Genomic DNA, 7,786 nt, shown 5'->3' with positions numbered 1-7,786 from the left:
CCCCTCACCCTCCCATTGCTGACGCAATGGGCCCCAACCCTCTCCCCGCTGGCGCGGGGCGAGGGAGGGTGAGGGGGCGTTACCGCTCTTTCAGCGCCTGGAGAATCTCCGCGGCCACCCAGTCCATGGCTTGGTAAACATCTTCGTTCCGGAACCGGATGACACGGTAGCCTCTGGCGTTCAGCCACGCCGTTCGGGCCTGATCCCGGTTGATTTCCTGTTCAGTACTGTGCGTGGCGCCGTCAAGTTCGACGGCCAGCCTTGCGCTCCGGCACAGAAAGTCCACGATGTAAGGACCAAGCGGCTCCTGCCGCACGAACTTGAAGCCTTCAAGCTGCCGGTTGCGAAGCGCTTTCCACAAGATGCCTTCCGCCTTCGAGGCTTCGCGCCGGAGCTTTCTGGCGAAGTCTTTGGGAGAGAAGCGTTCAGATGACATGAGCGGGAGCTTATCACAAGCTGACCGGCCCCTCACCCTCCCATTGCTGACGCAATGGGCCCCAACCCTCTCCCCGCTGGCGCGGGGCGCGGGGCGGGCATGTCATGCCAGCGACTCGCGCTTGATTTCCAGTTCGAGCCATTGCTCTTCGGCCGCGGCCAGTTCGGCGCGGGCGGCGGTGAGCCTTGCGGCTGCCTGTTCGAAAGCCTTGGGATCGCGCGCGAAAAGTCCGGCATCGGCGAGACGCGCTTCAAGCCCGCCGATCTCGCTTTCCAGCGCCTTCATGGCGGCGGGAAGGGTTTCCAGCGCGTGTTTTTCCTTGAAGGAGAGCTTGCGCTGGGCCTGCGGCGCTTCCGGCTGTTGCGGCGGCGCTGAACGCGCGGTTTCAGACTTCGATTTGCGCGCCGCGACGCCCGCGCCGCGCTGGGCCAGCATGTCGGAATAGCCGCCGGCATATTCGGTCCACTTGCCGTTGCCCTCGGCCATCAGCACGGAGGTGGCGACGCGGTCGAGAAAGTCACGGTCATGGCTGACCAGCAGGATGGTGCCCTGATACTCCGTCAGCATCTCCTGCAGCATGTCGAGCGTCTCGAGGTCGAGATCGTTGGTGGGCTCGTCGAGGACGAGAAGGTTCGACGGCTTGGCCAGTTCGCGCGCCAGGATGAGCCGCCCGCGCTCGCCGCCGGAGAGAACACCCACCGGGGTTCTCGCCTTGTCCGGCGGGAACAGGAAATCCTTCATATAGGTGACGACATGCCTGGTCTCGCCGTTGACCGTGACGGAGGAGCCACGGCCGCCGGTGATGACATCGGCGAGGGTGGCGCCGGGATCGAGACTCTGGCGGCTCTGGTCCAGCGTCACGGCTTCGAGATTGGCGCCGAGCCGGATGGTTCCCGAATCCGGCGCCAGCTGGCCGGTGAGCAGCTTGATGAGCGTGGTCTTGCCGGCGCCATTGGGGCCAACGATGCCAAGACGGTCGCCGCGCATCACCATGAGATCGAGATTGGAGACGATGGGCCGTCCGCCGAAACTTTTCGACACGGCCTTGGCTTCCGCCACCAGCTTGCCGGAGAGATCGCCCGCAGAGGCCGCCATGCGCACCGCACCCTGCTGGCCCACATGCTCGCGGCGCTCCTTGCGCAGGCTGGCGAGAAGCTCCACCCGCCGCATGTTGCGGCGGCGGCGCGCCGTGACGCCATAGCGCATCCAGTGCTCCTCGGCGGCGATGCGCTTGGCGAGAAGCTGCTGGTCCGCCTCCTCCTTGGCCAGCACCTCGTCGCGCCAGCTTTCGAAATCGGCAAAGCCGCGGTCGAGCCGGCGCGCCCCGCCACGGTCAAGCCAGACAGTGCGGTTGGTGAGAGCCTCGAGAAAGCGCCGGTCGTGGCTGATCAACACGAAGGCGGCGCGCAGCGACGCGAGCTCTGATTCCAGCCATTCGATGGCGGGAAGATCGAGATGGTTGGTGGGCTCGTCGAACAGCAGGATATCCGGTTGCGGCGCCAGCACGCGGGCGATGGCGGCCCGGCGGATTTCGCCGCCCGAGAGCCGCCGCGGATCTTCGTCTCCGGTGAGGCCCAGTTCGGAAAGAAGATAGGCGCAGCGGTGCGGATCGTCGGTGGGCCCCAGCCCGGCCTCGACATAATCGCGCACCGTGGCAAAGGCCGAGAGATCGGGCTCCTGCGGCAGATAGCGAATGGTGGCGCCGGGCTGCACCCAGCGCGTTCCCTTGTCCGGCTCGATCACGCCAGCAGCCAGCCTGAGAAGCGTCGACTTGCCGGAGCCATTGCGGCCTACGAGCGCGATGCGTTCACCCTCGGCCACCGAAAGCTCGGCGTCTTCCAGCACCGGGCGGCCGCCGAAGGTGAGGCCAATGCCGCGGAGATGAAGCAGAATCCGGCTCATGCGCCTTTCCAGTCTCCCAGATAGGCGGCGAGGCCGGGAACATCGGTGGCGGAGAACAGGTCGGCCGTGGGCCTGAGCGCCACGATCCGGCCATTCTCGAGATAGGCGGTGTGGCTTGCCGCCCGGGCGGCGTCCTCGGGCTGGTGGGTGACCATGATCGCGGTGAGGCCGCGGGCGTCCTGCATGGCTTTCACGAGGTCCAGCATGTCATCGCGGAGGGCGGGACCAAGCGCCGCGAAAGGCTCATCGAGCAGCAGCACCGGACGCTCACGCACCAGGGCGCGGGCCACCGCCACGCGCTGGCGTTCGCCACCCGAAATCTCGCCCGGCAAGCGGCGCGCGAGGGGCCCAAGCCCCACTTCGGCCAGCGCGTCATCCACCCGTTGCTGCTGCGCGGCGTCAAGCCGGAGCGAGGCAGAAACACCGAGCGCCACGTTGCGCCAGAGATCAAGATGCGCAAACACGTTGTTGTCCTGGAAGATCATGCTGACCGGGCGGCGGTCCGGCGGCAGCGCCGTCACATCCGCGCCATCGATCAGCACCCGCCCGGCAAGCGGCGTCTCGAAACCGGCAATGAGGTTCAGCAGCGTCGACTTGCCGCCGCCGCTGGGGCCGATCACCGCCGTGAGTGCGCGCGGCGGAAACACCGCATCGAAAAACATGTCCATCTCCTCGTAGCGGAAGGAGACGCGGTCGAGCGTCACGGTCACGGTTTGCTCCAGCGTTCGGCCAGCGCCGAGAACGACAGCACGAGAAGCGCCAGCACCAGCGCGGTGCCGATGGCGGCGTCGAAACGGTAACTGCCCATCTGGCGGTAGATCAGGGCGGGCAGCGTCATGACATCCTGTGTGCCGAACAGCGCGATGGCGGTCAAGTCGCCGAGCGACAGGATCAGCGCCAGCACCAGCGCCAGGCCGATGGCCTGTTTCACAGCGGCGAATTCGACATTGCGGAAGCGGTTCCAGCCGGAAAGACCAAGGCTCAGGCACAGCCGGTCATGGGCTTGGGCGGCGCGGCCCAGAGCCGGAAACAGGGCGCGCGCCACGAAAGGAAGCGACATCAGCGCGTTGAGCAGGATCACCAGCAGGGCGGCGAGCCACCACTGGCTGGCATAGCCGATGAGGCTGATGAACCAGCCGGTCGCCAGCGCGGCGGGCGGCACGATCCACGAGGCCAGCACGGCGAGCGCGGCCACCCGCCGCCAGACGACGCTCCGCACCGCCAGCGGCCAAACCAGTGCGAAAGCAAGACAGGCGCTGGCCGCGCCAAGCGCCAGGCTGGTCAGCAGGGCGCGGCCGAGTGCTGGCGACCAGTCGATGCGGAACAGCCCGGCGCTCACCAGTGCCGCCAGCGGCGGCAGCAGCAAGAGAAGCGCCAGAACAATCATGCCGGCATCGAGGAGGCGCGGCAGCAACGCGCCGCCGTCATAGCGCCGGGGGGCGAGCCGGAGCGCCGGAAAGCCGGGCGCGAGGCCGCCCCAGCGCTGGGCGAGCAGCGCCAGGCCGCCGCACAACGCGAGTTGCAGGAGCGCCAGCATGGCGGCCCGCTGCGGATCAAAATCGGCGCGCAGCGACTGGTAGATCGCCACTTCCAGCGTGGTGGCGCGCGGGCCGCCGCCCAATGTCAGCACCACTGCGAAGCTCGCGGCACAAAGCAGGAAGATGAGGAGTGCCGCGCCCGCCACGCCGGAGCGGATCGCCGGCCATTCGACGAGCCGCCACAGCGCCGCGGGGCCGAGACCCAGCTGCGCCGCGAGCTTCCAGCTTTCCGGCGGAATGCGCTCAAGATCGGTCAGGATGAGCCGCGCGGCCAGCGGCGCGTTGAAGAACACATGCGCGAGCAGGATGCCCGGAAGACCGTAGATCTGGAACAGGCCGCCGAGCCAGCCATTGGCGCCATAGACCTCGATGATGCCGATGATCACCACGATCGACGGCAGCGCCAGCGGCAGGTTGAGCAGGCGCAAGAGCATGGACCTGCCGCGGAACGCCTGCCGCCGCGCCAGCGCCCGCGCCAGCGGAACGCCCAGCACGAGCGACAACAATGTCGAGAGGCCCGCCTGCAACAACGTGAAGGCCAGGACGCGCAGCACATAGGGATCAAGGCCCTGGATGCCCTGCTCAAATCCCAGCCGCAGCACCGGCAGGAAGCCCAGCGCGAGCGCCACCCCCAGAAAGGCGAGCGCCGCGACCGCTGGCGCCCGCGCTGGCTGGCAGGCGATCACCGGGCCGTGGCGTTCAGCCACTCGTCGATCCAGGCGCGGCGGTTCTGCTCCACCTCTTCGGCCGTGAAGATGAGCGTCTTTTCAGGCTTCACCAGCGCCTCGAAGGCGGCGGGCAGCGGCCCAGAGGTAGCGCCCGCCGGGAACATCCAGTTGGTGGTCGGAATCTGGTCCTGGAAGCCGGGGCCCATCATGAAGGCCAGGAACTTCCCCGCCAGATTCTTCCGTGGGCTGGCCTCAATGATGCCCGCCACTTCGACCTGCAGGTAATGGCCTTCGCTGAAAGCCGCCGCTTTGTAGCGCTCGCTGTTCTCGGCGATCACGTGATAGGCGGGCGAGGTTGTGTAGGACAGCACCATCGGCGCCTCGCCCTTGGTGAACAGCGCATAGGCTTCCGACCAGCCCGGCGTCACCGTCAACACGCGGGGCTGCAGCTTCTTCCAGGCATCCGCCGCCTTGTCGCCATAGACCTGCTTCATCCAGAGGAGGAAGCCCAGCCCCGGCGTTGAGGAACGCGGGTCCTGCAGCACGATCTTCTGCGCCGGATCGCCATTGACGAGTTCATCGAGCGATTTCGGCGGCGCCGCCATGGCCTGGGTGTCATAGACGACGGCGAAATAGCCATAGTCGAAGGGCATGAAATATTCATCCGTCCACGGAACAGGTGTCCTGGCGAGGGCCAGATCCTGGCCGTGCCTCGCAAAGAGACCGGTGTTGCGGGCTTCGGCCGTGAGATTGGTGTCGAGGCCCAGCACCACGTCCGCCTTGGTGTTCTGGCCTTCAAGCTTGAGGCGGTTCAGGAGCGCCACGCCGTCGCCCGGCGCCACCCATTCGACGGTGCAGTCGCAGACCTTCTCGAATTCCTCCTTCACCTTGGGGCCCGGGCCCCATTCGGCGACGAAGCTGTCATAGGTGTAGATTGTCAGCGTATCCTTCGCCGCGGCGGGCGCGGCGAGCGACAGGAGCGCGAACAGAGCGGTGAGAGTCTTTTTCATCATCATTCCTCCATTCGCCGTTGGATGGAGGATTGGACCGCCAGAAAGGAAGTCCGCTCGCAATCCCTCCGCCGGCATGATCCGGATCAGGTTCATCGGGTTAGGGCTTGCGCCCTGTCTCAGCCGCCGGAAGCGGCACCCCGTGAGAGCGCGAACAGGAATAGGGCGGAAGGCGTGCGCTGGCAAGACCGATTTGCTAAGGCTTCAGCATGACACGATTTGCCATTCTTCTGGGCGGCGAGCTCACGGTGACCGCCCGTCTGCGCGGTCAGATTGCCGGCGCGCGCCTCATCGCCGCCGACAGCGGCATGATGCATGCCGCCGCCCTTGGCGTGGTGCCCGAATTGTGGGTGGGGGACTTCGATTCGGCGGGCTCTGAACTGGCGGTGCAATACCGCGATGTGCCGCGCGAGACCTTTCCGGCGGAAAAAGACGCCACCGACGGCGCCATTGCCGTGGCCGAGGCGATCCGGCGCGGGGCGAGCGAGCTGTTGCTGCTGGGCGGGCTCGGCGGGCAGAGCGACCATACGGTGGGGCTTCTGGGCCAGAGCCTGGGCCTGGCGCGCCAGGGTGTCGCCTGTTTCCTGAGCAGCGGCACGGAGGAGGCATGGCCGCTCATCCCCGGCCGCCTGCGGGTGGAGCTTCCCGCGGAGACCAGGCTCAGCGTCGTCCCGTTCAGCGATCTTGCGGGCTTGAGCCTGGCGGGCGTCAAATGGCCGCTCGCGAACCGTGACGTGGCGCTGGGCTCCACGCTCACGCTCTCCAATGTGGCGCTGGGGCCGGTGGAGATCGTATTGCGGGCGGGGCACGGCATTGCCATCGCCTATCCGCCGCTGGCGCCCGATGAGTGAGGTAGCGCTGCGGATCGAGAGGCTGGGCCCACGCGGCGAAGGCGTTGCCCATGAGGATGGGCAGAGGCTGCTGGTGCCGGGCAGCCTGCCGGGCGAAGAGGTGCTGGCCATGGGCAGCGGCGAGCGCCGGGGGCTTGCGGCCATCACCCGAGCCTCGCCCGACCGCATCACCCCGTTCTGCAAGCATTACGGCCAGTGTGGCGGCTGCCAGCTGCAGCATTGGCGAGAAGCACCCTACAGGGCCTGGAAAGCCGCGCTGGTGACGGATGCGCTGAAGTCGCGGGGGCTGTCATATGACGTGCCGCCCGCCATCGATGCCCACGGCGCGGGCCGCCGCCGGGTGATCCTGCATGTCAGGCGGGCTGGCAGCACGGTGACGGCGGGTTTCATGGCGGCGCGCAGCCACCAGCTTCTGGATATCGACGCCTGCCCGGTGCTGGAACCGGCACTCGAGCGAGCTCCCGGCATCGCCCGGGCGCTGGGCCATGCGTTCGGCGATTGCGACGTGGCGGTGACCGCCAGCCTCGGCGGCCTCGATGTGAGCGTCAAGGCGGCACGCGAGGAACGCGAACAGCAGCAGAGCCAGCGCGCGCAATTCGTTCACAGCCTGGGGCTGGCGCGGCTCAGCGTCAATGGCGAGATCATTGCCACCGCCACCCCGCCACGCCTGCGGATGGGCAGGGCGGAAGTCATGCCGCCACCCGGCGGCTTTCTACAGGCAACGGCGGCGGGTGAAGAGACGCTGGGACGGCTCGTCTCCGAACATATCGGCAAGGCGAAAACCGTGGCTGATCTGTTCTGCGGCATCGGGCCGTTCAGCTTCCGGCTTGCCGAACGGGCGCGCATCGAGGCCTATGACAGTGACCGCGCGGCGATCGCGGCGCTCGCAGCGGCGGTGAAGACGACGCAGGGTCTGAAGCCAATCATTGCAACGGCGCGCGATCTGTTCCGCGAGCCGCTGGCGCCAAATGAAGTGAAGCATCTTGATGCGGTCGTGTTTGACCCGCCGCGGGCCGGGGCCGAGGCCCAGGCCAGGCAGCTGGCGCGGTCACAGGTGAAAACGGTTGTCGCCGTATCCTGCGATCCGGCAAGCTTCGCGCGCGATGCCGGAATTCTGGCAGCCGGTGGCTACAAGCTCCGGCAGGTGACCGCCGTCGACCAGTTCAAATGGTCAAGTCATGTGGAAATCGTGGCGCAATTCACGCGCTGACCTGTGGTAGCCAGGCAACAGCCAGATAAATTAACGCAGCAATACTTTTCAACCAAGCACGACGCTGTTATGCCGCACATCCCAACCAGCAAACACAGGAGCCCGGCGATGGTCGTCCTTACTCAAATGGTAACCCTCTCTCGCTGAGTGCCGGGCCGTCATGAGGCTCGG

Annotated in this window: 7 protein-coding genes and 1 riboswitch; of the genes, 2 read left to right on the top strand and 5 right to left on the bottom strand. The window is 67.1% G+C overall.

The annotated features are described in order from the left end of the window. Positions 1–79: 79 nt before the first annotated feature. From ACKOED_RS17550 to thiB, 5 genes are all read right to left on the bottom strand, one after another. Complete coding sequence (locus tag ACKOED_RS17550) at positions 80–436, bottom strand: endonuclease domain-containing protein (RefSeq protein ID WP_408917919.1); 357 nt, start codon at positions 434–436, stop codon at positions 80–82. 102 nt (positions 437–538) lie between these two features. Further along, positions 539–2,338, bottom strand: a complete 1,800-nt coding sequence (locus ACKOED_RS17545) for an ABC-F family ATP-binding cassette domain-containing protein (RefSeq protein WP_408917918.1) — start codon at positions 2,336–2,338, stop codon at positions 539–541. Next, a complete protein-coding gene (gene thiQ, locus ACKOED_RS17540; protein WP_408917917.1) occupies positions 2,335–3,048 on the bottom strand; it encodes a thiamine ABC transporter ATP-binding protein in 714 nt (237 codons plus the stop codon). Before thiQ ends, ACKOED_RS17545 begins: the two co-directional genes overlap by 4 nt. Next, complete coding sequence (locus ACKOED_RS17535) at positions 3,045–4,583, bottom strand: ABC transporter permease subunit (RefSeq protein ID WP_408917916.1); 1,539 nt, start codon at positions 4,581–4,583, stop codon at positions 3,045–3,047. Before ACKOED_RS17535 ends, thiQ begins: the two co-directional genes overlap by 4 nt. Next, a complete protein-coding gene (gene thiB / locus ACKOED_RS17530) occupies positions 4,559–5,560 on the bottom strand; it encodes a thiamine ABC transporter substrate binding subunit (RefSeq protein ID WP_408917915.1) in 1,002 nt (333 codons plus the stop codon). Before thiB ends, ACKOED_RS17535 begins: the two co-directional genes overlap by 25 nt. A 39-nt stretch (positions 5,561–5,599) precedes the next feature. Beyond that, positions 5,600–5,707, bottom strand: a riboswitch (TPP riboswitch). Between the two features lie 56 nt (positions 5,708–5,763). On the opposite strand from thiB, the gene ACKOED_RS17525 reads away from it, so the two are divergent. Together ACKOED_RS17525 and ACKOED_RS17520 are read left to right on the top strand one after the other, a co-directional pair. Then, positions 5,764–6,405 (top strand): thiamine diphosphokinase, encoded by a 642-nt coding sequence (locus tag ACKOED_RS17525; protein ID WP_408917914.1) that lies wholly within the window; start codon positions 5,764–5,766, stop codon positions 6,403–6,405. Beyond that, on the top strand, positions 6,398–7,615 hold the full coding sequence (locus tag ACKOED_RS17520) for a class I SAM-dependent RNA methyltransferase (RefSeq protein ID WP_408917913.1): 1,218 nt from the start codon (positions 6,398–6,400) through the stop codon (positions 7,613–7,615). Before ACKOED_RS17525 ends, ACKOED_RS17520 begins: the two co-directional genes overlap by 8 nt. Positions 7,616–7,786 lie beyond the last annotated feature (171 nt).

Source organism: Aestuariivirga sp., assembly GCF_046093005.1.
In the GTDB taxonomy this organism is placed as follows: domain Bacteria; phylum Pseudomonadota; class Alphaproteobacteria; order Rhizobiales; family Aestuariivirgaceae; genus Aestuariivirga.
The sequence above is the reverse complement of the archived record's forward strand: the minus strand, read 5'-3'. Positions and strand labels throughout refer to the sequence as shown.

Bases quoted from the DNA above. Each gene is read 5' to 3' on its own strand.
- ACKOED_RS17550 (WP_408917919.1), bottom strand. From the start codon at position 436: ATGTCATCTGAACGCTTCTCTCCCAAAGACTTCGCCAGAAAGCTCCGG.
- ACKOED_RS17545 (WP_408917918.1), bottom strand. From the start codon at position 2,338: ATGAGCCGGATTCTGCTTCATCTCCGCGGCATTGGCCTCACCTTCGGC.
- ACKOED_RS17520 (WP_408917913.1), top strand. From the start codon at position 6,398: ATGAGTGAGGTAGCGCTGCGGATCGAGAGGCTGGGCCCACGCGGCGAA.
- ACKOED_RS17525 (WP_408917914.1), top strand. From the start codon at position 5,764: ATGACACGATTTGCCATTCTTCTGGGCGGCGAGCTCACGGTGACCGCC.
- thiB (WP_408917915.1), bottom strand. From the start codon at position 5,560: ATGATGATGAAAAAGACTCTCACCGCTCTGTTCGCGCTCCTGTCGCTC.